The following is a 24,353-nucleotide window of genomic DNA, read 5'->3' as shown; positions in this document are numbered from 1 at the left end:
CCCGCGGCAGGTTTTGATCACTCCGCTGTATGGCTTCCGCTCCGCCTTGTGCGACCTCTGTCGCCGGGTGGCTGTAGTGAGGGGTTGAAGAACAGGCATGAACGGCAGACAAGGCTCACGGTTCCGTCCTCTGCGGCGTCGCGTCGCGTTGGCCTCCTCGGTAATCATGGTCGCCACGCTCCTCCAGGGCGTGGTCCAGCCGACCGTCGCCGTGGCGGACGAGGGGATGGAAGGAGTCGCCCTCCCCGCGTCGGAACGGGTCGTACCGGGCAGCCCGGGTGAGGTGAAGCCGCGTGCGGTGATGAAGGGGCCGCGAACCCCCGAGGAGCGTCCCGGCGACGCATGGCCGAAGGCCGCTTCTGCGCGGGTGCGCCTGCCGGAGCCGACTGCCACGCGTGCCACGAGATCCGGCGCGGTGGCCGTGCCGGGCGTACCCCTGTCCTTGGCGGCTCCCGAGGCGAAGAAGGGCCGCGCCGCCCGTGGAGAGGTCGAGGTGCGGGTACTCGATCGCGCCGCCTCGGAGAAGGCCGGTGTGGACGGCCCTCTGTTCGCTCTGCGTTCCGTACATACCGAGGGATCCGTCCGCACCCAGGTCGACTACTCCTCCTTCGGCCAGGTGTACGGGGGCGGATACGCCTCCCGCCTGCGCCTTGTCGAGCTGCCCGCGTGTGCACTGTCGACCCCGAATGCCCCGAAGTGCCGTACAGGGAAGCCGCTCCCCGCCTCCCATGACGCCGAGCGGAACACCCTCACCGCCGACTCGGTCTCTCTCACGTCCGCCGAGGCGACCGTGCTGGCGGTCCAGGCCGATGCCGAAGGGGACAAGGGAAGCTACAAAGCCACATCGTTGTCACCGTCAGGGGCCTGGAACACCAATCTGAACACCGGGGACTTCACCTGGTCGTACGCTCTGCCCGCAGCGGAGGTGCCGGGAGGGCTGAAGCCCAGCGTCGGGCTCTCGTACTCGTCGGGTGGTGTCGACGGCCGTACCGCCAACAGCAACAACCAGTCGTCGTGGGTCGGTGACGGCTTCGACCTTTCTCCCGGCTTCATCGAACGCCGCTACAAGCCATGCGCGGACGACGGGGTGGAGAACGCGGACGGCAACAAGCCCGGCGATCAGTGCTGGGGCTACGACAACGCGTTCATCTCGTTCAACGGGAAGGGCGGTGAGCTCGTACCCGCGGGCGACGACAAGTGGAAGCTGAAGGACGACGACGGCACCGTCATCGAACACCGGAAGTCCACCAACCGTGGAAACGGTGACAACGACGGTGAGTTCTGGCAGCTCACCGATCCGGCCGGTATCCGCTACTACTTCGGATTCAACCGGCTGCCCAACTGGGTCGAGGGAAACGAAGAGACAGACTCCACCTGGACGGTGCCGGTATACGGAAATGACGCCGCCGAACCCTGTCACGCCTCGACGTTCGCCGACTCCTGGTGCCAGCAGGCATGGCGGTGGAACCTGGACTATGTCGTCGACACACGCAGCAACGCTGTCGCGTATTACTACGACAAGGAAGCGAACTCGTACGGTCGGAATCTGAAGGAGGACGACAACACCCGTTACACCCGGGGCGGTTATCTCGACCGGATCGAATACGGCTTGAAGTCCTCGGCGATGTACACCGCCAAGGCGCTGGGCAAGATGAACTTCACCAGCAGCGAGCGGTGTCTGGCCAACACCCAGACGACCTGCGGATCGATCAGTACGGACGCTGCTTACTGGTACGACACCCCGTGGGACCTCAACTGCAACACGGGCGAGAAGTGCGACAAGGGCCGGCTCTCACCGGCGTTCTTCACCCGGAAGCGGTTGACGGGCGTCGACTCCCAGGTGTGGGACGGCAGCGCCTACCAGAAGGTCGACTCGTGGAAGATCGGCCATCGCTGGGGTATGGCCGACACGGACTACCAACTGCTGCTGGATTCCGTCCAGCACACCGGTCATACCGCGAGCCCCGCGGTCACCCTGCCGAAGACGACGTTCGCCTATACCCAGCTCTCGAACCGTCTCGACAAGACCGGTGACGGTTACGCGCCCTTCATCAAGAGCCGGCTGTCATCGATCGATGACGAATCGGGCGGCCAGGTCTCGGTGAACTACTCCGACGCGACCTGCGACTGGAACGCTCTGCCGACGCCGCAGTCGAACTCCACACGCTGTTTCCCGCAGTATGTGGGCGGCAGCACCACCGAGGACCCGACGCTCCAGTGGTTCAACAAGTATGTGGTCGCCTCTGTCACCTCCACCGACCGGACCGGCGGCGCTCCCGACCAGGTTGCCCGCTACCAGTACCTCGGCGCCGCGGCCTGGCACTACGACGATGACGACGGTCTGACGGAGGAGAAGCAGAAGACCTGGTCACAATGGCGTGGATACGGCCAGGTCCGGGTCCAGACCGGCGGACAGGGCGGTGCCGCCGCGATGAAGACGCAGACCGACACCTATTTCCTGCGTGGCATGGACGGCGACCGCAAAGACACCACGGGCGGTACCAAATCAGTCTCCGTGTCACTCGACGCGGGCGAGGGCGACGCGATCACGGATCACAGATCCGCAGCTGGCTTCGCGTACAAGAACGTCACGTACTCCGGTCCCTCGGGGAAGATCCTGAGCAAGACGGTGAACCGGCCGTGGCATCACGAGACGGCGAAGAAGGTACGGGACTGGGGCACAGTCACCGCGAACTTCACCGGGAGCGCCAACTCCAAGGTATGGACGTCGCTCGACGACGGGGCAGGCGCCGCGTGGCGCGTCACCGCGTCGTCGACCACGTACGACACCGTCGCGGGACGGCCCGTCCGCACGGACGACTCCGGTGACCAGGCGACCTCGGCCGATGACCGCTGCACCACCATCGCCTACGCCACGAACACTGAGAAGAACATCCTCACCCTGCCGTCCCGGGTGGAGGTGGTGGCCAAGCCGTGTGCCGCCGATGTCTCCCGCCCCGCCGACGTGGTCTCCGATGTCAGGACCACGTACGACGGTGCCGCGTACGACGCGGCGCCGTCGAAGGGCGACGCCACGGCCACCGCACAGCTGAAGAAGTACGACGGCACCACCGCGGTCTACCTGGAGACGGGATCCACCTTCGACTCCTACGGTCGCGCGACCAGCAGCACCGACCTGACCGCCGACGTCTCCGTGACCGCGGCAGGTGTGGTGACCCGGACCGCGCGCACCGACGGGCGGACCACCGTCACGGCACGCACCCCCGCGACCGGCTTCGCCACCAGCGTCCGTGTGACGAGTCCGCCCGCGGCGGAGGATGACACGGCGACGGCACAAACCTCGGTCACGGCCCACGAGATCCTGCGTGGCCAGCCGTTGACCCAGACCGACACCAACGGTGGGGTGACGACTTTCGCCTATGACGCTCTCGGTCGCTCCACCAAGGTCTGGCTGGCCGACCAGCGCACGAATCAGACGCCCGCCTATGAGTTCACGTACAGCGTGGACGAGGGCCAGCCCGTCGTGGTCGGTACCAAGCTGCTGGGCAACAGAGGCGTACAGCGCACCTCCTACACCATCCACGACGGACTGCTGAGGGAGCGCCAGGCCCAAGTGCCCGGACCCGACGGCGGACGCATCATCACCGACAACTTCTACGACGAACGCGGGCTGCTGGCCAAGAGTTTCGCGCCCTACTACACGACCGGAAAACCGGCGGCGGGCAAACCCTTCGAGCCGGACAACGCGCTCTCCGTCGAGACGCAGACCCGCTCCACGTTCGACGGACTGGGGCGGCCGACGGAAACCCGGCAGATCGCCGGAAACGGCGACGGCGGCACCGTACTGGCCACCACCAGGACGACCTACGGCGGCGACCGCGTCACGGTGATACCGCCGGTCGGCGCCACCACCACGACCACGCTCACGGACGCGCGCGGCAAGACCACCGAACTGCGCCAGCACCAGCAGCGCTCGGCGGACTCCGCCTACAACTCGCTGACCTACGCCTATACCAACCGCGACGAACTGTCCGAGTTCACCGACACCGCCGGCAACAAATGGACGTACTCCTACGACCTGCTCGGCCGCCAGACCAGAAGCACCGACCCCGACAAGGGTGCCACCACCAGCACCTATGACGACCGCGGGCAGTTGACCTCCACCAAGGACGCGCGCAACACCACCCTCGCGTACGTGTACGACGGCCTGGGCCGCAAGACCGAACTGCGGGAGGGGTCCACCACCGGCACCCTGCGCGCGAAGTGGGCTTACGACACGATCAGCGGAGCCAAGGGACAGCCGTCGGAGTCCACCCGCTACGTCGGGGGCGAGGCGTACACCTCGAAGGTGGTCGCCTACGACCGTCTCTACCGGGTGCTCCGCTCCAGCATCACGATCCCCACCACAGAGAACGGGCTGGGCGGTACCTACCTGTCGACAAACTCGTACAACGTGGCCGGCGACATCGAAGGGGTCGGCTACCCCAAGGCGGGCGCCCTCTCCGCGGCGACGGTCGCCTACACGTACGAGGACGACACTCAGCGGCCGATCGCGACGACCGGCAGCGCCGAGGGTGTGAAGTCCGAGGTGAGCTACAGCTACACGGGCAAACCCCTCCAGTACCGGCTGCCCGGCATAGCCGGCAAGCAGACGCAGGTGACCAACACGTACGAGTGGGGAACCCAGCGGCTGTCGACCGCTCGTGTGGACCGTCTGAACGTCTCGGGTGTCGATCAGTACAGCACCTTCCGCTACGACGAAGCGGGCAACGTTCTCGCCGTCTCCGACGTGGCCCGCGCCGGCAACGACACCCAGTGCTTCACCTACGACCACCTCCGTCGCATGACCGAGGCGTGGGCCCAGGGCCAGTCGAGCTGCGCCGCTCAGCCGAGCAGTAGCTCCCTCGGAGGACCGGCGCCGTACTGGAACTCGTACACCTACGACCAGGTCGGCAACCGCCGCACCGAAACGGTCCATGACGCGGCCGGGAACAGCGCCAAGGACGTCAAGCGCTCCTACGCCTATCCGGCTCCGGGAGCCGCGCAGCCGCACACACTGACGTCGGTCACCTCCACCGGCCCCACAGGCACCGCTCAGGACACGTTCACCTACGACAAGACCGGCAGCACCGCGACCCGTACCCTCGGCGGCGACAAGCAGACGCTCACCTGGGACGCCGAAGGCCGGCTCACCAAGGTGACGCAGCCGGTCGAAGGCGCCGCCGACAAGGTCACCGAATACCTCTACGACGCCGACGGCAACCGGCTCATCGGCCGTACCCCGGAAGGCACGACCCTCTACCTCGGCGGCACCGAAATCGTCCTGCCCAAGGGGGCATCCCCCCCCAAGGCCACGCGCTACTTCGACCTCGGCGGCGGCCACCAGGCCATCCAGGAGAACGACGGAAAAGTCTCCGTCACGATCGCGGACCACCACGGCACCGCCCAACTCGCCGTCGACGCGACCTCCCACCAACTCATGCAGCGCCGCACCCTGCCCTTCGGCGGAACCCGCGGCACGCAACCCGCCACCTGGCCCGGCACCAAGGGCTTCGTCGGCGGCACAGCCGACACCTCGACCGGCCTGACACACCTCGGCGCCCGCGAATACGACCCGGCAACGGGCCGCTTCCTCTCCGCCGACCCGGTCATGAACCTCACCGACTCCCAGCAGATCAACGGCTACGCCTACGCCGGCAACAACCCGCTGACCTGGTCGGACCCGACGGGCCTCTGCCCCGCGGACATGTGCGGAATCGGGTATCCGATCGGCGGCACAGGCCAGGTGGCGGGCGACCCGACCCGCTACGTCACGGACGACTCGGGGGCAAAGGCCCGGTACGAAGTCGGCAGTGGAGGCAGCGGAGGCGGGGGCAAGAGCGGCGGGGGCGGCGGCGGAAAGAGCTCGACGAACCGGCAAGGGTCGAGCGGATCGTCGAGCCAGCAACCAGTCATCGCGGGCGTCCGGGTTCCCACGCAGGAGGAGCTCTTCGCGAGAGGGCACGGCGGAGCCTATCCGGACGCCTCGTACAGCCAAATGCTGGTGAGCTGGGCAGGGGGTCAATGCCAGGGCAATTCCGCTGGTGATCTCTGTTCGGCGCTTCACGAACTCGGGTGGGTCAAGCCGACAGCAGATTTCCTCGAAGTCATCGGGGTCCGCGATGCGCAGCGATGCGCCAAGGGAAGCGTCAGCGGATGCGTCTGGACCGTCGCCGGTCTCCTTCCAGTAGGAAAGATCGGCAAGGCCGCCAAGCTCCTCAAGCAGGGTGACCATGCCACTGCGGCGAAACTCGGCACTTGCAAAGTCAGCAGCTTCCTCCCAGACACCGAAGTGTTGCTGGCCGACGGCACGCGCAAGAAGATCGCCGATGTCAAGATCGGCGACAGGGTTCTGGCAACCGATCCCGAGACCGGCAAGACCGTCGCAAAAACAGTGACAGCGGAAATAACCACCAAGGGACTCAAAAACCTCGCCAGAGTCACCATCGACCTGGACGGAGAGAAGGGCAACAGAACCGCCTCGGTCACGGCCACGGCCAGCCACCCCTTCTGGGTCCCGGAGCTCGCCGAGTGGATCGACGCCACCGAACTCCGCACGGGCCAGCAGCTCCGTACGAGCACGGGCGACCACGTCCGGATCGCTGCGGTCAAGCGCTGGACCGAGTACAAGACGGTCCACAACCTCACCGTGATGGACCTCCACACGTACTATGTGCTGGCTGGGGCCACGCCGGTCCTCGTTCACAACTCAAACTGCGATCCCTGGACCTCTTACCGAAAATTTGATGCCGACGGTCATCCGGTGGATGGAACCCGAGTGCCTACGAACGAAGCACTCGACGCCGCGGAGAGGTGGGTTGGGCCCGGCTATTCCGAGCCCGTGAAGGGCAGTGGGCGATACGTCTCAAAGGACGGCACGCGCGTTGCCAGGATGGGTGAATCGGATATCACAGGACAGCACGGCGGTGGTCCGCACATGAACTTTGAGCGAATGGTGCCGAATCCGAGAAAGCCCGGTAAGTCAATGGTTGTAGAAAATCGACACATCTACCTCGAATAGAACCTGCAGGCCGGGGGGCCGCCGAACGAGACCTCGACGGCTCCCCACTGCGTCGGTACAGGAAGTGATAGTAGTGATGGATCGTGTGATCGATGTTCCAGAATATCGGGCTGGCGAAGGACTGCACTTCGTCTGGGACGATGATTTCGAAATTGAATTGACGGTCAGGTCGACGGAGGTAGTCATCAAGGCGAATCGCGCCGGATTGACTTCACTGGCACGTCACCTATTGACGCTTGCTCAGCAAGGTGTTCATGAAGGTTCTCATATTCACCTAACGGCGGATCAAGAGATCGAATCTGAAATCGACCTCATTCTTGAGCGGGTTGAGAAACATTGATCTTCTCGTGTCCGGCGGGCCGTTGACGGCAACGGCTGACGGCAACGTCGGCGGACTGTTCGCCGAGCATGGTGCTGTGCCCACGCGCGATGGCGCCGGGCGTCTGCGCCATGTCCGACGCCACCCAAAGCGAAGGCATCGGCACTGAAACGCACGTTCCGGAGTGCGGGAGCCGTCCGCGCTCGGTCAGCGGGTGAGCTGTTCAGAGTTTCTTTACTTGATCAAGGCGGCCCGCTGACGCGGCCCGCGCGCGCTCCGGCCCCTCGGGGCCGCCGCCCGCTCCTGTCTCCGCCCCGCTGGCGACGGCCCCGCCGGTCCGGGCGCGCAACAGCCAGCACAGCGAACCATCCTGGGGCCCTGCCCCAGACCCCGGCCCTCTCTCTGAGGGGCAGGGGGCGTGTGCGGGTGCGGCTTCGTCGTGGCGTGGGGGCGGGGTCGCGGGAGGGGGTCCCTCGCCGCCCGGTCACCGGAGGCGTACCAGGAACCCCCGGGGGCCGCCAAGGCCGAGCGCACGCGTCACGGTGTGAGCCTTGGCGGCCCCCGGGGAACCCTGGCACGGCGAAGCTGCCCGATCGACGAGGGACCCCCTCCCGCTCAGGCGTGGATGCTGCCGGAGTTCCGGCCAGCCACGTGGTGGGGCACTCCTGTGGGTGGGTGTCTGCCGGATCGCCCCCGGCTGATGTGCCGGCCGGGCGTACCGTGGAGTGGGAGGTGGTGAGTTGATGATTACGGAGTTGGCCGACAACGTCCGCAGGTACCGGCGTCGCGCGGGGATGAGCCAGGAGGAACTGGCCCATGCCGCAGGCGTATCGCCGGGCACGGTACGCAAGGCCGAGCAGGGCGGCACTCTCCGCATGGAGACCCTGCATACGCTCGCCCGCGCACTGGGCGTGACCACGGCCGCGCTGATGGCCTCGGATGCCCCTGAGCCCGTCGGGCGGACCGAGGAGCCTAACCGGGTCAACCTGATCCAGCTCCGCGCCGCCCTCACCCCGGCCGTCGGACTCGTGGACCAGGACGCCGAAGTCGTGGGCGAGGAACCGAACCTGCGCACCTTCCGGCGGTCGCTGCAAGACGCACGGGTGCTGTACTTCTCCGACAGCTACAAGAGTGTTGCGGCCCAACTGCCGGGCCTGCTGCGTGATGCCGCACAAGCTGTCGCCTACTACGGCAGCGGGGACGAGCATCGGCAGGCCCTGCTGGCACGCGCCGAGGCGCTGCGTCTGGCCGGCACCTACCTCACCCAGGTACGGCAGTACGACATTGCGTATGCCGCTGTGCGCGGCGCCATCATGGATGCCCGTCAGGCCGGAGACATGCTTGCGGCGGGCTCCGGTGTCGGCTGCATGTGCTGGCTGCTGGTGAGACAGGGCCGTTTGGACGAGGCGGAACAGGTCGCCGCCCGGAGCATGGACGCGGTGGAGCCGAAGATCACCGGGGCCGAGCCGGACCACTACGCGGTGTGGGGCGGCCTGGCGATGGAGGCCGCCGCCGCAGCCGCGAGGAACAACCGTCCCGACGAGGCGAAGGCGTACCGTCAAGCCGCCCGGGTCGCGGCAACCGCGGTCGGGACCGCACATCGCAACGTCTCCCGGCACTGGTCCGTCTTCGGACCGGTCACCGTCGCGGTCAAGGCACTCGAAGACTCCCTGGTCATCGGCGACGCCCGCGCGGTGGTGCGCAAGGCAGGCGAGCAGGAGGAGTTGTCGCCCAAGGCGTGGAAGCGCCTGGGCAAGCCCAGCACCAACGACGGGAACCGCTTCACCCTCGATGTGGCGCGCGCCCACACCCGGACCGGCGACCTGTCCGCCGCCATGGACGAGTTGACCCGCGCGCGCGAAGCCGCCCCGCAGTGGCTGCGGCACCAGAACGGGGCAGCCGAGACCATGCAGGAGATCCTGGGCAAGCGCAAGCGCACCCTCACGACGGAGATGCGCGAAATGGCCGACTACCTGGGCGTTGTCGGGTAGCTGCCACGCAGAGTGGCAGTTCGTGAACCAAGAGTCGCGAACTGCCATGGCTCCCACCTGGGGTGACGGCCAGTCAGTACCTACGGTCGGTGTGTCCACCATCAGTGACCCAGGCCGGGGGTGCCCAGTGAGCCAGCCCAGGAGCGATGCCGACCGCATGCGTCGCAGAGAGCTGTACGACGCCGCGTCGGGTGGGGGAGGTCCCCGCTTACTTCCGTGGACCAGCCCGGAGGGGAAGCCCTGCTACCTGAGCACCGATGGCCGGGGCTACCTCTCCACCCTCGCCGACAGCATCGAGACAGTACAACTTGGCATGGGTCAGGAGCTGCTGGAGTACGCCCGCGACGCCACGGCACCCGGCGCGAAAGCCCTGTCGGCCACCGAATGCCGCTGGTTGGCCCGCCGGTTGACAGAAGCGCTGGCGGACGTGCTCAGGGTCGCGGACTCGCGCGGACAGCGCATCCCGGATCAGGACGAGGCGACCGAGGATGCCTGACTCTCCGACCGCCGGCGCACCAGTACGCGATGCCTCTCGGGGGCGCTACCGCTTCCGCGAGTACCGCGTGACCACCGCCCCCGACCCTCTGGCGCTGCCGACCATGGAGGCGGTCTGCGTCACCGGCGAAGAGCGCAACTGCGGTGCCACGTCAGGCACGCTGCACACCCCGGACGAACTGACCCGCTGGATCGCCGGACACTGCGCACAGAGCGGCCGCGAACTGTATGAGCAGACCGTCCGAGCCCTCGTCCGTGCCGAGCCTGGCGCATGGCAGTGAAGTCCCCAGGGGCGACACCACGCCAGCGGCAACGCGACCGCGCGGCCCGAGCCCTTGACGGCAGTACCGACGGCAACACCCACGGATTCCCCCGCACAACCACGGACGCTAGCGGAACCCGAAACCGCCGCTGATCTGCGAATATGCAGATAGAGAAGGGCCGCGTAGCACACGTACTATGTACTCGCTGGTCAGACGCCGGTCTTGGTTCACAACAGCAACTGTCCCAAGCTGTCGGATCCTCTACCCAGGGGGATGAATAACAAGATCGCTTCAGCCTACGACGACGTGAAGGCGGGGCGGATTCCCTCGCACGACACGTACGGGGGACGCGAACACCCGTGGTGGGCAGGTTCCAAGGAGTACCGCGTGCCGGGCAGGCCGGAAACTGACAGAATCCTGGAAAAGGAGCTGCCGAACGGCGTCAAGGTATACGGCTGGACGTCCACGCATTACACGAAGATTCAACGCTTCAGTGCACCCCACTTCCCTGACTCGGGGTGGAATTAGTAGCTCTATTGGTTAACTGGTGCAGCGACTTGATTGTCGCTGCACCAGTTCCGGTTTGGGGATTAGGTATGGCTGGCGAACTGCCGGTAGCGGGAAAGGTGGATTTTCCGTTGTACGTGGTATCGGATGAAGAGTCCGGGGGGGTGCTTGTTGCCGCTGAGGGAGTAGAGGGGTTTTTTGTCGACCCGGAAGAAGAAGTACCGGAAGTGGCTTTCCTGAGGGCCCATGAGGTCGAGAAGGGAAGGCGGAGGGCCGAAGATGCAGTAATGGCGGTCATGAATCGCCAACGGGGGAAGATTGGTGAGTACTTCATTGGTCGAGTTGTACTCGGCGATACGGGCGTAGAGGAGCCAGGCGGAAATATTTCGAGAGTCGCTTACCGGGTTTTTGGTAATCGCTGCGAGTATCCCGAAGCTGAGAGGATTTGGCCGCGTTGGGCATCAGGGATCGCCCTGGAGGAGGGTGAATGGGTTCGGTGGCCGGCGAACTATCAGAGTGCATGGCTGCACGTCGTTCAGAATTCCTGGTTCGCATCGAACCGTAGGGCTGCGCGCTATGGAGTGAAGGAGGTTGTCCACTTGGACGGTGGGCAAATTTCCACGAAGTCGGGGTTCTACTGTGCATTGGGTGAGGCGGTCAACGGGCCGGGTGGGTACTTTGGATCGAATCTCGACGCTCTCGCGGACTGTATTTCTTCGAGTTTCGGCGAGGGTCCCCCGGCCAGGATTGTTTGGCGGAACTTTCAGGCGTCTCAAGAATCTCTTGATCACGCCTTCCTGGATTCGATTGTGGGACTAATGCGCGAATTCCGCTTAGATCTCACCACTTGCTGACTTTGGAGGCGTGCGCGCGAGCAAATATGACGCCCCGCCAGGTGGCATGGCGGATTCTCGGGGTCCTCGCAACACCTGATGGCTTACGCGGTCGTCAGTAGATCACGCAGGCGCTCGGCTGGGGTTTTCCAGCCGAGCGTTTTGCGTGGCCGGCCGTTGAGTTGCTGGGCGACGTGTTCGAGGTCTTCGGCACTGTGCACGGACAGATCGGTGCTCTTGGGGAAGTACTGCCGCAGCAGGCCGTTCGTGTTCTCATTCGACCCGCGTTGCCAGGGCGAGTGCGGATCGCAGAAGTAGACCGGCACTCCCGTGGCCACGGTGAACTGCTTGTGGGCGGCCATCTCGCAGCCCTGGTCCCAGGTCAGCGAGCCGCGCAGGTGCTCGGGCAGGGTCTGGATCAGCGGTACCAGCACGTCGCGGACCTCCTCGGCGGTGTGTCCGCCGGGCAGATGCCCGAGCATGACGTAGCGGGTGGAGCGCTCGACCAGGGTGACGATCGCGCTGTCGCTGCGGGGGCCGACGATCAGATCGCCTTCCCAGTGGCCGGGAACCGCCCGGTCTTCCACCTCGGCAGGCCGCTCGGAGATCATCACCATCTCGTCGACGAAGCGGCGAGTGCGCTGCTCCGGGCTGCGGTGAGGCTTGCGGCGGGTGCGACCGCTGCGCAGTGCGACCGCGATCTCACGGCGCAGGCCGCCTCGGGCCTGGACGTAGATGGCCTGGTAGATCGTCTCCGGACTCACCCGCATGCTCTCGTCGTCGGGGAACTCGATGCCCACAGCGTGACTGATCTGCTCTGGGGACCAGCGTTCGCGCAGCTTGTCCTCAACGTATCGACGCAGCGGCCCGTCTGCGGCGAGCTTCGAGGCCCTGGGCCGTGACCGGCTCTCAGCCCAGGCCCGCTGGGCCCGGTGCGGCCGGTAGACGCCGTCGACCGGCCGGGCGTCGATCTCCCGCTTGACCGTGGACGCCGGCCGTCCCAGGGCCCGTCCGATCGCCCGCAGCGAGTGGCCGGCCCGGTGCATGTCCGCGATCGTCTCCCGCTCGGTCACGCTCAGGAACCTGGGGTGCAGCGGCGCGTCGACTGCCGCGAGGGACGGTTGGATGATGGTCACACCGGTCTTATAGACGATCAGGCGGCCGTCAGGGCGCAGTCGCGAATGGCCGATCTGCCGGATGCCCTGGTCCCAGTCGTCGGCGGTGCGCACGTGAACACCGACCTGCGCGGCGGCATCCCGGCGTCGGACTCCGGCTGCACGCAGCCGCTCGTACTCCGCCCGACCGGGATGCCCAGACGTGCCGGGCTTGCCGCGACCGCGGACACCAGCCTGGCGGGCCCATGCGAACGCCGTATTGCGGTTCACTCCGGCAGCGCGAGCGGCAGCGGTGACGCTGCCGCCCTCCCGATCCAGTGCCTCGAAGAACTTCGCCTTCAGCACCTCAAAATCCACGATCCCCGCAACTCCCTGAACTCCAGGGTGTTGCGGGGATCAGTAGAACCCGCCGCATCTGGCGGGGCGTCTGGGTGGGGTGACGGCAGTAGTTGACGGCAACGTCAGCGGACGGTGGCTCCGACGAGGGGTGGTTCGTCGCCGTCGTCGGGCCCCCTGGCGAGCTCCGCGGGGTTGCGGAGGGCGTGGCCGAGGAGGTCGATGGCGTCGCGTTGGAGGCGGAGCCGGACGTGGGCGTAGACGGTGGCGGTGACGCCGATGTGGGCGTGGCCCAACAGTTCCTTGATCACGACGAGTTCCACTCCTTGCTCCAGGAGGAGAGTGGCCGCCGAGTGGCGGAGGTCGTGGAACCGGATGCGGCGGAGTCTGGCCTGGCGGAGCAGGATGTTGAAGTGCCGGGTGAGGGTGGACCCTTCGATCGGGGCGCCGTCGAGGCGGGTGAAGACGTAGCCGCTGTCCTTCCAGCCCGTCCCCGCCGCCTCGCGTTCCTTGCGCTGTCGGTCGCGGTGCTGTTCGAGGGAGCGCTGGCACGGCGTCGGCAGGGCGATGCGCCGTTCGGAGCTCTTGGTCTTGGTCGGGAGGGCGGTCAGGCCACCGGAGTTGGTGCGCTGGAGGGTGCGGCGGATGCTGGCGGTTCCGCCGGCCAGGTCGAGGTCTTCCCAGCGCAGGCCGAGGAGTTCGCCCTTGCGGAGGCCAGTGTGCAGAGCGAGTTCGAACAGCGGCTGCAACCGGTGACCGTTGGCGGCGGCCAGGAACTCGCGGGCTTCGTCGGCAGTGAGGGGTTCGAAGCGGCGGGGGCGGGGTGTGCCAGTGCGGACGTTGCGGGCGACGTTGCGCGGGATCTCCTCCTCACGCACGGCGTGCTCCAGGGCGGACTTGAGGACAGAGTGCACGTAGGCCAGGGTCAGGGGCGAGAGCCGCTTGGAACAGCACTTTCCGGCGGCACAGCAGAGGGGCTCATCGCGGGCGGTGTCAATGTTGCGGGTGCAGCACTGGCAGGTGGTGCGGAGCTGGTTGAGCCAGGTACGGACGTCCTTGGCGGTGAGCTTGGCAAGCTTCCTTTTGCCCAGTCCGGGGATGAGGTAGAGCCGGGTGACGGCGGTGTAGCGGGTGTGCGTGTTCTCACGGAGCTGATGGACGGCGACAGCGTCGAGCCAGTACGTCAGGTACGCGGCCAGGCTTCCCTGCGCGGACGGGATGGGGAGGCCGCGGTTGCTGGCGGCGATCTTCTCGGTGAGCTTGGCGAGGGCTTCCTTGCGGGTGATGCCGTAGACGCGGACGCGGCGGCGGGTGTTGCCGGGGGCGAGGACGTATCCGGCGGCTTCCCAGCGGCTGTCCTTGCGCTGGTAGACGGTTCCGTCGCCGTTGGCGCGGGAGCGGGTGCGGCGGGATGAGGTGGGGCGCGGCGTGGTCATCAGGCGGCGGCTTCCTGTTCGAGGCGGGTGCGGATGAAGTCGGTGAGGGCGTGGGTGGGGATGCGGCGGGCGCGGCCGAGGGTGAGGGAGGGGAGTTGGTGGGTGCGGATGAGGTCGTAGACGGCGGTGCGGCCGAGTTGGAGGCGTGCCATGACCTGGGGGACGGTGAGGAGTTCCGTGCCGGCGGTCACGCGACGGCCCCCGCTCGGACAGCAGGGGGCAGCCGATCGGTGGAGTGACCGACCGGGTGAGCGGTGCGGTCGCCAGCGCGGTCACTGGAGCGCTTCGAGCGCCGGGTGTGGGTCGGTTGCCCGGGTCGGGTCTGCCGTGTGGCGGTCAGGAGGTCGGCGAGGTGTTCGTGTTCGGGTAGGAGGCCGGTTCCGGCGTACTGCCAGTGGGAGATGACCAGCGTGGTGTCCGAGTCCACGCGTTGACCGGCGCTGTTGTGGTGACCGGGACGGTGACCGGCGGTCAGGTCAGTGGAGTGCTGGGCCTGGTCACCGATCGGACTGCCGCTTGTCTGACCGGCCGACGCCGACGCCGACGCCGACGCCAGGGCGGGGGCGGGGGCCCGGGTGTCGGGTTGGCTGGTTCGCCAGGTGGTGCGTTCGGCTCGGAGGTGGGTGAGGGTGGTGGAGTAGTGGCGGGTGCGGGTGGAGAAGTGGCCGCGGAAGCCGAGCATGTGGGCCCATTGGCGTAGGTGGAGGTGGGCGTGCGCGCGTTTGGTGGCGAGGTGCCAGGCGGTGTGGATCATGTGGCGGGCGTGGTCGGTGATGTCGTGGGTGGCGAGTTCGGCGAGGAGGCGGAGGCGGCGGTCGAGGGTGCCGGTGGTGGTCTCGGCTCCCTTGGTGGCGTACTTGGCGATGTAGGCGGCGACGTGCCGCTCGGTGACCGGGCCGCCGCCGGTGAAGTCCGTGCTGCGGATCGCCCGGACGTCGATCTGCCGCCCAAACCGGAACACCAACCACCGCGCCCGATCTGAGACTTGAGGCTGGGACGCGGGGACGCGCCCGGCGGGCTGCGGTTGCTTCGGCGGTTCGCCCTCGTGGTGGACGCGGGTGCGTGTGGCAGCGGTGTGGACGGCGTGGTCGAGGAGCTGGGTGGTGGCCCAGGCGGGCGGGGTGCTGCCGGGACCGCTGGGTCCGTCGAGGCGGATGACGGCATGGAAGTGGACCTGACCGCGCTTCTGGTACTCGGCGACCTTGGCGTACGAGAGCGTGGCGTGGTGGCGCAGCGTGCGCTGGGTGAGGCCGGCGGCTTTTGGCGATCTCGCGGCGCAGGTGGGTGGTGAAGCGTGCCCACAGGGCCGGGGCGTGCGCGTTCCACAGCACCGCGCCCGCGTAGTCGTACCGCTCGGGGTCGAGCGGCGTGCCGAGCAGTCGGTCGTTGTCGGGGTGGGTGTGGCCGCAGTGGCAGCGGCCGGTGTCGGGTTGGTTGTGGACGGGGCCGAAGCCGGGTGCGGTGAGGGTGGCGCAGACGCGGGGGTGGGCGGCGACGCTGGTGGGGACAGTTTTGCCGCCGCGCAGGCCGGCGGCGATGAGTTGGTAGGTGTCGTAGCGGTAGACGGTGGAGCAGGCGGGGCAGCGGGTGGCGCGGCGGTTGCCGCAGCGGACCAGCAGTTCGCCCGCCGGGAGTTGACCGGAGTCGAAGTGGTCGAGGATCTCGCCGGTCGCGCTGTCGAGTCGGGTGCGGTGCCCGGTGAGGCGGATCGGGTGCGCGCAGCCGCCGAGTCCGGCTATCTGCCGTGTGAGGGGTGCGAGTTGGCCGGTGGCGGCGAGCTTCGCCAGCTTGGCGGTGAGCCTGGCGCGGCGCTCCAGCGCCGACCGCCCTGCCGTCGAGGCGGTGACGTCCGCCGGGCAGGTCGGCGTCGTCAACGCCGACGACGAGGGACGCGAGGCGGCTCGAACGGCTGCGGAGCACGGGAGTTGGAGCTGTGCGGGCATACGCGAAGGGGCCTTTCGGCGGGAGCGCGGAAGAGGTACGGCGCGGGGCGGCGTGGGCAGGCCGAAGTGATCGGCTCACAGGGGAACGGGGGCGCCTCGAAGTTGGGCGCGGGGGCCGGACCAGGGGGCTGGTCGGCGGGGCGCGGTGGTGATCACCGGCGGGTGTGGGACGTTAACATCGCCTCACCGGCGCATTCAAGTGCATCCCTCCTGATTCCTTTCTTGTGGGTGGTGGGACGCGGGTAGTGTGGGGCCGGTTTCCCGGTTTGGACGGGCCGGATTTCGCTGGTAAAGGGCGTGGAAAGCGGGGGTGACCGGCGTGGTGGTGGCGAGGCGCGGACGGAGGCCGGCGGGCAGCGGGGTGCCGCTGACGTTCGAGGTGATCGCCGAGACCCTGCGCGAGCGGATCCACTCCGGTGGGCTGCGGCCGGGGGACGCGTTGCCGACGCAGGCCGTGTTGATGCGGGAGTTCGGGGCGGCGAGCCTGACCGTGCAGAAGGCCATGGCCCTGTTGAAGCAGGACGGGTGGGCGGTCTCCCGCCCCGGCAAGGGCGCCTTCGTCGCCCACCACGACCACGTCGCCGACGACGCTGATGACCTCGACGGCCCGGAGGCGACCGCACCCGTCGGCGGGACGACGGCCCGCGTCGAGGCGCTGGAACGGGCACTGGTCGACGCCGTCGAGCAGCTGGCCGACCTCCGTGGCCGCGTCGAGGCCCTGGAGACGGGCAGCGGCAAGCGGGGCCACTGATCCGCCTTGCCGGGACGATGGTCAGGGCTGTGTCAGGGCGGTGCGTTCAGATTTTCTCTACGAGGTTCAAGGCGGGCCCCGCCCGCATTGACTGACCGCCGTCGCCGACAAGCCCGCCGTTCGCTCGGGAGACCAGCCGCCCCGGCAAGCGGCCCAGGATTGCGAGAGCAGCAACCGGCCAGATTGCCGGGATGACCGGAACCGGGCTCCTGGCGGAGCAAGTTGTCGCCCACGACCGTCCTACGGCCGAATCGCAGGCACATGGCCGACCAGGGGGCCGACCCTCACGCCCGCCGCCGGACTCGCCGAGGGTGGTGGCCTGCGTCGCCTCCGGCGGGGAGCGAAGCTCCCGGCCACCCGTCGGAGGCCCCCCCTCCCGCCCCGGCCCCGCGCCGCCAGACTGGGTGACGCACCAGCCCGGCCGTACGCTGCCTCTCCCGCTCGGTTCCGATCCTGCCGAAAGAAGCCGACCCTGCGCCGCCTCGGCAGGTTGCCGCTGGTTTGCGGGCGGCGCCGTGGCGTCAGGACGAAGGGGGGTAGTACGGGGGTGTGCGACGCTGGAGTGGCTGCGGTCGCGGCGACGGCACACGACCTGAGTCACGAAGTCGCGCTCTCGTGCCCCGTGCCATATATCATCGATGCTATGGACAGTAGGCGGTACTCGATCGAGATCGAGCCGGAGGTGCGGCTGTGGCTGGAGAACATTCCCGCCCATCACTACAAGCAGGCCGAACGCGTCGCCGACCTGCTCGCCGAGCAGCCCACCACGCTCGACGAACCGCACTCCCGCCACCTGGGCGGCAAGCTCCGCGAACTGCGCTTCCGCCTGGGCGATGCCCATCAGCGGATCACCTACTGGCTGGCGCCCGGCCGACGTGTCGTGCTGCTCACCGTGTTCCGCAAGACCAAGATGCGCGAGCAGGCCGAAGTGGACCGCGCCCACGCCGCACAGCGATTGTGCGAGGCAGAGCATGAAGCCGCCGCCGAGCACGACCTCTACAGCCGCAACTCCAAGGAGAACCGATGAACCACAGCGAATGGAGGACCCGTCGCCACCGCCAGCTGCTGGGCGAACACCTGGACGCTGACCCCGAGTACGACCGGGTCTACGAAGAGGCCGGCCTGGCCATGACGTTGGGCAAGGCCGTCTACGACCGGCGTAAGCAGCTGGGTCTGAGCGAGGCCGATCTCGCCGAGCGCATGCACGTCGGCGTCGATGACATCGAAGGCATCGAGACGGCCACCGAGCTGCCGCCCATCGCGGTCATCATGCGCCTGGCCCGCGCACTGGACCTCACAGTGGACGTGCACCTCGCCGGCGGAGACGAACCCACTGTCACCATCGTCGCCCCAGCGGCCTGAGGCGGGGAGGAACCATGCAGGACCCGCCTTCCGCGCTCGGACGTGAGCTCGGGCAACTCGTCCACGACCGGCGCATCGAGCTCGGGCTGTCCCAGGCCGAGCTGGCCGAGCGGTGCGGGATGAAGCAGCCGCAGATCTCCCGCTTCGAAGGCGGTGGGACCGTGCCCACGCTTCCCCTCCTGCGCCGCCTGGCTCAGGCTCTCGGCGCCGACCTGACCATCAGCCTCACCCCGCACGACAAAGCCGCTTGACACGCATTCGGAATTCCTGGAATTCCCCAGGCGGTATAGACCACTGACGGCAGTAGTGACGGCAACACCAGCAGACTCCAGCGCACGAGCACGAACATCCGGCGACTGTCAAATCGCTCGCTGACCAGCAAACTTGCAGGTAGGAGCGGCCTGACCTGCACACGTACTATGTGCTGGCGGGGCAGACGCCGGTCCTCGTTCACAATTCGAATGGAATTTGCGGAAGTGCGGATGCGTACAGCTTCAGGCGTACGGAGGATCTGTCAGGCAACGCGTCCAAGAGGAACGTCGATTCGCTAACTGCTTCAATGAAGGAGAATGGATGGCAGGGAGATCCGATATCCGTGGCGAAGATCGGTGATGACCTGTACGTCCTGGACGGTCACCATCGTGTTGCCGCGGCGAAGCGTGCGGGGATTGATGTGCCGTATCGGGTGCGTTCGGATGCTGACATTCGTGCCAGGTATCCCGGGGGCGCCGATGACATCACAACTGCCTGGGCCGAGGTAGGGCCGGACCGTCTGGTGAACAAGCACAAGAGACCGGGGTATCGATGACGGGCCAGATTTTGAGGGAAGTCGAGGCGTACTTGCAGGCCCTCTCCCGGGTGCGCAGCGCTGTTCAGCACTGTCACCCGGGTGGGCAAGGGCTGGCTAGCATCCTCCATCTGTATCGGTCGCGAGCCCTGGAGAAGGCCGGGCATATCCGGGAAGGTGTTGAATACAACGTCCACGGTTCTGGATGCCTTTTCATTGAGGCCAGTGGGGCCGAAGTGGACGTGGACTTCCTAGAGGAAGGGACGGAAGTATTTGATGCCTGGAGGGTCAGGAGGCTTTCGATAAGCCTCGGTGAAGAATCCACGGAAAGCCTGGACGAAATCGTTCCCGCGTGCAGAAGTTTGGTCTCGCTGGGACGCTTGTCGGAGCCGCGCAGCAGATGGTTTTCGACAGTTGAGTAGCACCATCCCCTGGTCGGTCTGAAGGTCGATTCCATTCCTATCCGGGGTCGAATTAAAATGACGAGGCCCCCTCTTCCTGCAGCTCTTGGAGAGGGGGCCTCGCGGTGCTTTGACGGCAACGGTGACGGCAACGTCAGCGGACGACGGCTGCGGTGGGCGGGTCGTCCGGGGCGTCGGTCTGGCTGAGGATGCTGCCGAGGGTGTCGATGGCCTGGCGCTGGAGGCGGAGTCGGACGTGGGCGTAGACGGTGGCAGTGACACCGATGTGGGCGTGGCCGAGGAGTTCCTTGATCACGACGAGTTCGACGCCCTGTTCCAGGAGCAGGGTGGCTGTCGAGTGCCGGAGGTCGTGGAAGCGGATGCGGCGGAGGTCGGCCTTGCGGAGGAGCGTGGTGAAGGCGCGGGTGAGGTTGGTCGGGTCGATCGCTTTGCCGTGCGGGGTGGTGAACACGTGCCCGCTGTCCTGCCACGTGGTGCCTGCGGACTCCCGTTCGCACTGCTGCTGCTCGCGGTGGAGCTTCAACGAGTGGACGCAGCGGGTGGGTAGGGCGATGCGGCGCTCGGAAGCCCGCGTCTTGGTCGGCAGTGTGGTGAGCCCACCTGCGGTGGTGCGCTGCAAGGTTCGGCGGATGGCGGCGGTGCCGACGTCGAGGTTGAGGTCTTCCCAGTGCAGGCCGAGGAGTTCGCCCTTGCGGAGTCCGGTGTGGAGAGCGAGTTCGAACAGGGCGTGCAGGCGGTGGCCGTTTGCGACGTCGAGGAACTGGCGGGCTTCGTCTGCGGTGAGCGGCGCCTGGGCGAGCGAGGTATGTCACGTCTGGCGCCAGGTCTGCCAGGGGCGGGTGATGATCTCCCGGTAGGTGTGGTGGGACGGGTTCTGGCCGCAGTGCCGCAGGACCCAGTCCTGCGGTTCGGCGAAGTCCTCGCTTGTCGGCGAGGTCTCTCCGTCCACGGCGCACTGCATCGCGTAATGGACCGGCTCCGCGTCCGGCTCGCGGTCGGGCTGGAGCGTCCAGGTCTCGTAACGGAGGACCGAGCGAGGCGTCACCGTCCCCACCTCCGGTTGGCCACAGCCACCTTGGCACTCAATTCCTCGGCCTGGGTCGGCGGACGAACGTACTCGGGCGGCACGTCCCACTCCCGGCCACCGCGCGGCGGCCGAAGCTGCACGTACGGCCCCACATGCCCCATCACCACGCCCACCTTGCCGCTCCGCCGGTCGACCACCAGGGCACCGGCATCGGGCGAGACGGGATGCCCGTCGGCACCAGGGGTGGGGGCCGTCATCGTGACCACCCCGGCGAGGCGGCGCGCGACCGGGCGTCCAGTCGCAGGGCGGGAACACATGGGGTGGCGCTCATTCGCACGTTGACGCTCCTCGGCGGCGTTGATGCGGGCCCCTGGGCCTGTTGATGCCGCGGGGTCGGCACCGATCCTCACGCCGGTCACCGGGACGAAGGAACCTCCACCAAACCCCACTCCGGGACGTCCTGCACCATGTAGAACGTCCCTGGTGCCGTCCTGAGACGAAGAGGGAGACTCGTGCCGAACGAGAGACTACGAGCCGTCATGGCGGCGGGAGGCTGGACGTACGCCGCACTCGCTCAGCAGGTCGAGGTCGACCCCAAGTCGGTCGAGCGCTGGGTGAACCTCGGGCGTATCCCACGTCGTGCCACCGCCCTCCAGGCGGCCAAGGCCCTGGGAGAAGACGTGCACGCACTCTGGCCGGCGCTCCGCCAGGCCCGCCCCGCCCGCGCCGTCAGCCCTGAGCTGGTGGCGCTCTACCAGCAGCGGGCCGACCTCCCCGTTTCGACGTTCACCGACCTCTTAACCCAGGCCCGGGAACGGATCGACATCCTCGTCTACGCGGCCGTCTTCCTCCACGAGGCGTACCCGCGGCTGAACGAACTCCTCGCCGAACGTGCCGCCGAAGGCTGCACCGTCCGCATCGCGATCGGGGACTCCGACAGCGACAACGTCCCAGCCCGCGGCCAGGAAGAGCGGTACGGCCACGGCATCGAATCCCGCTGCCGCCTCGCGCTCATGCACTACAGGCCACTTACCGGCACCCCCGGCATCGAAGTCCGCACCCACGAAACCACGCTCTACAACTCCCTCTACCGCGCAGACGACCAGCAACTCGTCAACGCCCACGTCTGGGGCGTCAACGCCTACGCCGCCCCCGTATGGCATCTTCGCCGACACGAGACAGGCGGCATGTTCGACACCTACGCCGACAGCTTCAACGCCGTGTGGGCGACGGCAACCCCCGTACGAGAGGAAGGCTGACCGTGGCCCGCACCGAGTACTACGACGACCCCAGCGCGCCCAAGCCGAACAGCATGGTCGTCGCCGCCTCCGCCGTCGTCACCGACGACCACGGGCGCATCCTCCTCCAGCGCCGCCGCGACAACGACCTATGGGCCCTGCCCGGAGGCGGCATGGACCTCACCGACTCCCTGCCAGGCACAGCCGTCCGCGAGGTCAAAGAGGAGACCGGCCTCGACATCGAGATCACCGGCCTGGTCGGCACCTACACCGACCCCAAACACATCATCGCCTACACCGACGGCGAGGTCCGCCGCCAGTTCAACGTCTGCTTCACCGCCCGCATCACCGGCGGCCAACTGGCAATCTCCGACGAGTCCACCGAACTCCGGTTCGTACCGCCGGAAGAGATCGAACAACTGCCGATGCACCACACCCAACGACTCAGGCTCCAGCACTTCCTGGAGCAGGGCGAGAAGCCGTACCTGGGCTGAACCGTCTGACGGCAGTAGCGACGGCAACAACCCCGCACAACCACGGACACCCACGCACTTCACCGGACCAGCAAACTGTGCTTGACCTGCGAGAAAGCAGGTATAGGGGTCCGCGTAGCACACGTACTATGTGCTGGCGGGGCGGACTCCGGTCCTCGTTCACAATGCAACGCCAGGGCAGAAGTGCGACTTGACTCTGGGTGCTGGTCCTCACGCCAAGGAAGGAGTGGCCCTGGTCGACGGCGACATCGAAGCACCTGGAGTTCGGGAGCTGATCAATGAATATGGCAACGCGCACGGTTGCCATACCTGCACTACCAAAACTCCAGGCACTGCGTCTGGAGACTGGATTCCGGATCACCAGCCTCCAACTAGCCTCTTGCCTCCCGGGTCTCCTCAGACGGCATATCCACACTGTCTGATTTGCGCCAGGACACGAGGGGGCGTCGTGTCACAACTTTCGCAAGGAAGGAGCAAAAAATCATGGTAGCCAGTCCAGTCGCTTCATTTCGGGTGAAAATTGAACACGGATGCCTGATCCTGCAAGATGCAGGCAGCGATAGCGACATCACGAACTGGGATCCAGCATCAAGCAATTGGCATAGAGAGGGGAGTTCAATAATCTTCGGCGTCCGGGCTAGTGTTGACGGGCCAGTTGAATGCGATGTGTGGAAATCCACTCCACCTGCCGTGCTGCCCGCGAAGCTCCTCGAAGACGAACTCCCTTGCCCGTCCGGATGGCTATCCATCCATGACCCGAATGACCACGTTCGAATGAAATTCAGAGGGAGCCGCGGGGCAGTACTCTGTTCAGTAATGGTAGATGATCCTCAATTTCCGTCGAAGGTACAGGTCATCCTGGAGGGTATTTCTTCCCAGGCTCCGTGATGGCGCGTGCCTGCGCGAGGTGAAACGAATTCGCGACTTCAGACGACACCTGTGAGGTCCTGCCGTAGGCGTACGGCAGGACCTCACGAGGTTTTGAGGAAAGTGGCGGCCGGGAGTTGGCTGGCCCCCAGCCCGTCCGACGGCAGCGCCGAGGGCAAGGGGGCGCACAACACGGCACTCCCACGCACATCGACAGGCGGGGGCACTCCTTCCACCCTGCCAAAGTTCAGGCAGAAAGGAGGGTACGCAGCACACGTACTATGTGCTGGCGGGGGCGACACCGGTACTCGTCCACAACAGCAACGGATGCACGGTTGCCCGTAACGAGAAGGGTCAATTCACTTCTGGGGAGAACGCGGACGCTGCCCGAGGTCGCCAGACGCACTTGAACTACAAGAATGCCCTGGGGGCTGGGTATAACTTCGAGGTCCGGCTCCCGAGCGGGCTCAGGCCCGATGCGGTTGACTGGGAGAATCGAGTAGTGCGTGAGTTGAAGTCGGATGCGCCGAGCAGCCAGGCGACAGGTCGGCGGCAGTTGCAGAATTACGTTGACGAACTGGAGGAGATGACCGGCCAGAGCTGGACTGGCCATCTCGACACTTACAAGAGGTTCAACTGATGGCCAATTCGGTTTTCCTGGAGGCTTTCAATGAAGTCTTCAAGCCGCTCGGGTTTCGCAAAAAGTCGGCGAACTGGTACAGGGTTTCCGGAGAGCTCTACTGCGTAGTTGGCCTACAGGAATCCGGTTGGGACAAGTCGTGCTATGTGAATGTCGGGTTTGCGCCGGCCGAGAAGGCGAAGGCGGGTTGGCTGCCCGAATCCCAATGCCTGGTCAGATTTAGAGTGGATAGCCTTGCCTCAATTTCTGACGACGGACTTAAGCTGCTCTCCGGAGATGCGGCGGAGGGCGGCAAGGAGAGTGAATTCCGAGTGTCGCTGGTCGAAAGGATTGCAGCCCCTGCGGCTCTGGCGGTCGACCCGATTGAAACTCTGGAGGATTTGAAGTCCCTACTTCAGTCCGGCGTTTCTGGGCAGGTGTTCGTTCACCGTGAGATCAAGGATGTGTTGCTCGATTCGGAGTAGGGCAACGCATGCCGTGCCCCCGGTCATGTCATTCAGTTTCTT

General features: G+C 66.7%; 19 protein-coding genes and 5 pseudogenes. 17 read left to right on the top strand and 7 right to left on the bottom strand.

Features of this window, described 5'->3' with window-relative positions; all coding sequences use genetic code 11:
* The first annotated feature begins 166 nt into the window (after window positions 1-166).
* The 7 genes and pseudogenes from ACIBJC_RS16715 to ACIBJC_RS16685 all read left to right on the top strand — a co-directional run bounded on the left by ACIBJC_RS16715 (window position 167) and on the right by ACIBJC_RS16685 (window position 11,450).
* Complete coding sequence (locus ACIBJC_RS16715; RefSeq protein WP_399292647.1) at window positions 167-7,021, top strand: polymorphic toxin-type HINT domain-containing protein; 6,855 nt, start codon at window positions 167-169, stop codon at window positions 7,019-7,021.
* A 76-nt stretch (window positions 7,022-7,097) separates the two neighbouring features.
* The gene (locus tag ACIBJC_RS16710; protein WP_399292645.1) at window positions 7,098-7,361 is read left to right on the top strand and encodes a hypothetical protein; all 264 of its coding nucleotides are present in this window, start codon (window positions 7,098-7,100) and stop codon (window positions 7,359-7,361) included.
* 722 nt (window positions 7,362-8,083) lie between these two features.
* A complete protein-coding gene (locus tag ACIBJC_RS16705) occupies window positions 8,084-9,331 on the top strand; it encodes a helix-turn-helix domain-containing protein (protein ID WP_399292643.1) in 1,248 nt (415 codons plus the stop codon).
* 157 nt (window positions 9,332-9,488) lie between these two features.
* Window positions 9,489-9,827 carry a hypothetical protein gene (locus ACIBJC_RS16700; protein ID WP_399292641.1) on the top strand — a complete coding sequence of 113 codons (339 nt, stop codon included), beginning with the start codon at window positions 9,489-9,491 and terminating at the stop codon, window positions 9,825-9,827.
* Window positions 9,820-10,107 (top strand): hypothetical protein, encoded by a 288-nt coding sequence (locus ACIBJC_RS16695; protein ID WP_399292639.1) that lies wholly within the window; start codon window positions 9,820-9,822, stop codon window positions 10,105-10,107. Before ACIBJC_RS16700 ends, ACIBJC_RS16695 begins: the two co-directional genes overlap by 8 nt.
* Window positions 10,108-10,275: 168 nt before the next feature.
* Window positions 10,276-10,617: pseudogene (locus ACIBJC_RS16690) on the top strand (hypothetical protein); the annotation flags it as partial.
* A gap of 68 nt (window positions 10,618-10,685) precedes the next feature.
* Window positions 10,686-11,450 carry a barstar family protein gene (locus ACIBJC_RS16685; protein ID WP_399292637.1) on the top strand — a complete coding sequence of 255 codons (765 nt, stop codon included), beginning with the start codon at window positions 10,686-10,688 and terminating at the stop codon, window positions 11,448-11,450.
* Between the two features lie 83 nt (window positions 11,451-11,533).
* On the opposite strand, the gene ACIBJC_RS16680 is transcribed toward ACIBJC_RS16685, so the two are convergent.
* From ACIBJC_RS16680 to ACIBJC_RS16665, 4 genes and pseudogenes are all read right to left on the bottom strand, one after another.
* Window positions 11,534-12,712, bottom strand: a complete 1,179-nt coding sequence (locus ACIBJC_RS16680) for an IS30 family transposase (RefSeq protein WP_399293185.1) — start codon at window positions 12,710-12,712, stop codon at window positions 11,534-11,536.
* Between the two features lie 293 nt (window positions 12,713-13,005).
* On the bottom strand, window positions 13,006-14,316 hold the full coding sequence (locus ACIBJC_RS16675) for a tyrosine-type recombinase/integrase (RefSeq protein ID WP_399292635.1): 1,311 nt from the start codon (window positions 14,314-14,316) through the stop codon (window positions 13,006-13,008).
* On the bottom strand, window positions 14,316-14,507 hold the full coding sequence (locus tag ACIBJC_RS16670; protein ID WP_399292633.1) for a helix-turn-helix domain-containing protein: 192 nt from the start codon (window positions 14,505-14,507) through the stop codon (window positions 14,316-14,318). The genes ACIBJC_RS16675 and ACIBJC_RS16670 overlap by 1 nt, the downstream gene beginning before the upstream one ends.
* Window positions 14,504-16,259, bottom strand: a pseudogene (locus tag ACIBJC_RS16665) (replication initiator). The gene ACIBJC_RS16670 and the pseudogene ACIBJC_RS16665 overlap by 4 nt, the downstream one beginning before the upstream one ends.
* A 310-nt stretch (window positions 16,260-16,569) precedes the next feature.
* On the opposite strand from ACIBJC_RS16665, the gene ACIBJC_RS16660 reads away from it, so the two are divergent.
* The 6 genes and pseudogenes from ACIBJC_RS16660 to ACIBJC_RS16635 all read left to right on the top strand — a co-directional run bounded on the left by ACIBJC_RS16660 (window position 16,570) and on the right by ACIBJC_RS16635 (window position 19,581).
* Window positions 16,570-17,010, top strand: a complete 441-nt coding sequence (locus tag ACIBJC_RS16660; RefSeq protein ID WP_399292631.1) for a GntR family transcriptional regulator — start codon at window positions 16,570-16,572, stop codon at window positions 17,008-17,010.
* A 643-nt stretch (window positions 17,011-17,653) separates the two neighbouring features.
* A complete protein-coding gene (locus ACIBJC_RS16655) occupies window positions 17,654-18,037 on the top strand; it encodes a type II toxin-antitoxin system RelE/ParE family toxin (protein WP_399292630.1) in 384 nt (127 codons plus the stop codon).
* The gene (locus ACIBJC_RS16650; RefSeq protein ID WP_200305578.1) at window positions 18,034-18,372 is read left to right on the top strand and encodes a helix-turn-helix domain-containing protein; all 339 of its coding nucleotides are present in this window, start codon (window positions 18,034-18,036) and stop codon (window positions 18,370-18,372) included. The genes ACIBJC_RS16655 and ACIBJC_RS16650 overlap by 4 nt, the downstream gene beginning before the upstream one ends.
* 35 nt (window positions 18,373-18,407) lie before the next feature.
* Window positions 18,408-18,623, top strand: a pseudogene (locus tag ACIBJC_RS16645) (helix-turn-helix domain-containing protein); the annotation flags it as partial.
* A 152-nt stretch (window positions 18,624-18,775) separates the two neighbouring features.
* Window positions 18,776-19,180: pseudogene (locus tag ACIBJC_RS16640) on the top strand (ParB/RepB/Spo0J family partition protein); the annotation flags it as partial.
* Window positions 19,177-19,581: a DUF6896 domain-containing protein gene (locus tag ACIBJC_RS16635; protein ID WP_399292629.1), complete on the top strand. Its 405-nt coding sequence runs from the start codon at window positions 19,177-19,179 to the stop codon at window positions 19,579-19,581. The pseudogene ACIBJC_RS16640 and the gene ACIBJC_RS16635, both read left to right, overlap by 4 nt.
* A 133-nt stretch (window positions 19,582-19,714) precedes the next feature.
* Here the strand turns inward: ACIBJC_RS16635 and ACIBJC_RS16630 are convergent.
* The 3 genes and pseudogenes from ACIBJC_RS16630 to ACIBJC_RS16620 form a co-directional block, all read right to left on the bottom strand.
* Window positions 19,715-20,368, bottom strand: a pseudogene (locus ACIBJC_RS16630) (site-specific integrase); the annotation flags it as partial.
* A 21-nt stretch (window positions 20,369-20,389) separates the two neighbouring features.
* Window positions 20,390-20,635 carry a hypothetical protein gene (locus ACIBJC_RS16625; RefSeq protein ID WP_399292628.1) on the bottom strand — a complete coding sequence of 82 codons (246 nt, stop codon included), beginning with the start codon at window positions 20,633-20,635 and terminating at the stop codon, window positions 20,390-20,392.
* Entirely contained in the window at window positions 20,623-20,874 is a 252-nt protein-coding gene (locus ACIBJC_RS16620; RefSeq protein WP_399292627.1) for a hypothetical protein, read from the bottom strand. The genes ACIBJC_RS16625 and ACIBJC_RS16620 overlap by 13 nt, the downstream gene beginning before the upstream one ends.
* 273 nt (window positions 20,875-21,147) lie before the next feature.
* Here ACIBJC_RS16620 and ACIBJC_RS16615 point away from each other — a divergent pair, with 273 nt between their 5' ends.
* The 4 genes from ACIBJC_RS16615 (at window position 21,148) to ACIBJC_RS16600 (ending at window position 24,311) form a co-directional block, all read left to right on the top strand.
* Entirely contained in the window at window positions 21,148-21,867 is a 720-nt protein-coding gene (locus tag ACIBJC_RS16615; RefSeq protein ID WP_399293183.1) for an XRE family transcriptional regulator, read from the top strand.
* A 2-nt stretch (window positions 21,868-21,869) separates the two neighbouring features.
* The gene (locus ACIBJC_RS16610) at window positions 21,870-22,340 is read left to right on the top strand and encodes an NUDIX domain-containing protein (RefSeq protein WP_399292626.1); all 471 of its coding nucleotides are present in this window, start codon (window positions 21,870-21,872) and stop codon (window positions 22,338-22,340) included.
* 1,150 nt (window positions 22,341-23,490) lie between these two features.
* Entirely contained in the window at window positions 23,491-23,847 is a 357-nt protein-coding gene (locus ACIBJC_RS16605) for a hypothetical protein (RefSeq protein ID WP_399292625.1), read from the top strand.
* Window positions 23,847-24,311 (top strand): DUF4304 domain-containing protein, encoded by a 465-nt coding sequence (locus ACIBJC_RS16600; protein ID WP_399292624.1) that lies wholly within the window; start codon window positions 23,847-23,849, stop codon window positions 24,309-24,311. Before ACIBJC_RS16605 ends, ACIBJC_RS16600 begins: the two co-directional genes overlap by 1 nt.
* The last annotated feature ends 42 nt before the right edge of the window (window positions 24,312-24,353 follow it).

Origin of the sequence: Streptomyces sp. NPDC050509, assembly GCF_044457965.1 — a bacterium.
In the GTDB taxonomy this organism is placed as follows: domain Bacteria; phylum Actinomycetota; class Actinomycetes; order Streptomycetales; family Streptomycetaceae; genus Streptomyces.
The sequence above is the reverse complement of the archived record's forward strand: the minus strand, read 5'-3'. Positions and strand labels throughout refer to the sequence as shown.